General features: G+C 62.7%; 1 protein-coding gene. It reads right to left on the bottom strand.

Annotated elements, in window-relative coordinates:
- On the bottom strand, nt 1-1,612 hold a 1,612-nt coding region (locus tag MSIMFI_RS26610; protein ID WP_191499923.1), incomplete at both ends, for an acyltransferase domain-containing protein.

Raw genomic sequence — 1,612 nt, 5'->3', positions numbered from 1 at the left:
CGGCCGGGGCCAGCCAATACCGGTGATGCTCAAAGGGATACGTCGGCAACCCCACCACCCGCCCCCGCGGATACAACTGCCGCCACGACGGGCTATGCCCACAGGTATGCAACCGGCCCACCGCCGCAGCCACACCGTCGAGGTCGGGGTGCTCACGATGCAAAGTCGGGATCACCACCGACAGCGAACCCCCCTCGACACCGGCCACGGTGTCGCTGATCGCGGCCGCCAACACCGGATGCGGCGACAACTCCACAAACACCCGCTCCCCCGCGGCCAACAACGCGGTGATGCCGTCGTGAAAGCGCACTGGTTCGCGCAGGTTGCGATACCAATAGTCCGCATCCATGACGCTGGTATCGAGCGGCTGATTCGATAATGCGCTGGCTACTGTGGAGAACACCGGAATCCGCGACGCCTGCGGGACCAACCCATCCAAATCCGCCAACAGCCGCTTCTGCAACCCCTCCACGTGGGACGAATGCGAAGCATAATCGACCGCCAGACCGCGAACCTGAACACCATCACGCTCACACGACGCAACGAATTTCGCCACGGTCACGGGATCGCCACTAATGATGGTTTGCGAAGGTCCATTGACCGCTGCGACACTTAACATCTCATCCCACTGCCTCAATCGTGGGCCCAGGTCCTCGACAGCCAGCAACACCGACGCCATTGCACCCTGACCGGCGAGGCAGGCCAACGCGCGACTACGCAGCGCCACAATTTTGGCGGCCTCATCTAGCGAGAACACGCCACCGATGTAGGCCGCAGCGATTTCCCCTTGAGAATGGCCAATCACCGCATCCGGGGCGACGCCGTACGAAATCAACAACTGCGCCAGCGACACCATCATCGTGAACAACACCGGCTGGACCACATCCACCCGATCCAACGACGAAGCGTTCGGATTTTCACACAGCACATCGCGCACTGACCAGCCCGTAATCCGGCGCAATGCCCGATCGCAATCATCTACGGCCTCAGCGAACACAGGATGACGTTCGTAGAGCTGCACGCCCATGCCCGCATACTGAGCTCCCTGGCCCGGGAAGACGAACACCACTTTGCTGGCATCCTGGGCCGGAAGGTGATGTTGGGCCAACCGTGGATGGGACCGCCCTTTTGCTAGAGCTTCCAACCCGGTCATCAATTGCTTCCGGGCATTCTCCCCGGTATCAGCCGTGGTGATCACCGCTCGATACGGATGCTGGGCACGGCTGGTGGCCAAACTGAAGGCCAGATCGGCCACATCGACATCCGGATGCGCAACCAAGTGCTGCAACAGCCGATCGGCTTGGGCGGCCAGCGCCGCAGGAGTGCGCGCCGAGATGGGCCACACCCCCAACCGCGGCTCTGGTCGCGGTTTTGCTTGGTGCGCCGGTGACGACGCTGGTGGTTTGGGGGCTTGCTGGACGATCACATGGGCGTTGGTGCCGCTGATCCCGAACGACGACACCCCCGCGGTCCGCGGATGATCGGTCTGCGGCCACGGGACCGGCTCGGTCAACAACCGCACCCCACCGGCCGACCAATCAATGTGCGGGCTGGGCTCATCAACATGCAAAGTCGGCGGCAAGATGTCGTGGTTGAGCGCCAAGACCATCTT

This window comes from Mycobacterium simulans, from assembly GCF_900232995.1.
GTDB classification, from domain to species: domain Bacteria; phylum Actinomycetota; class Actinomycetes; order Mycobacteriales; family Mycobacteriaceae; genus Mycobacterium; species Mycobacterium simulans.
Note: the sequence above shows the minus strand (reverse complement) of the source record. Positions and strands in the feature narration are given on the sequence as shown.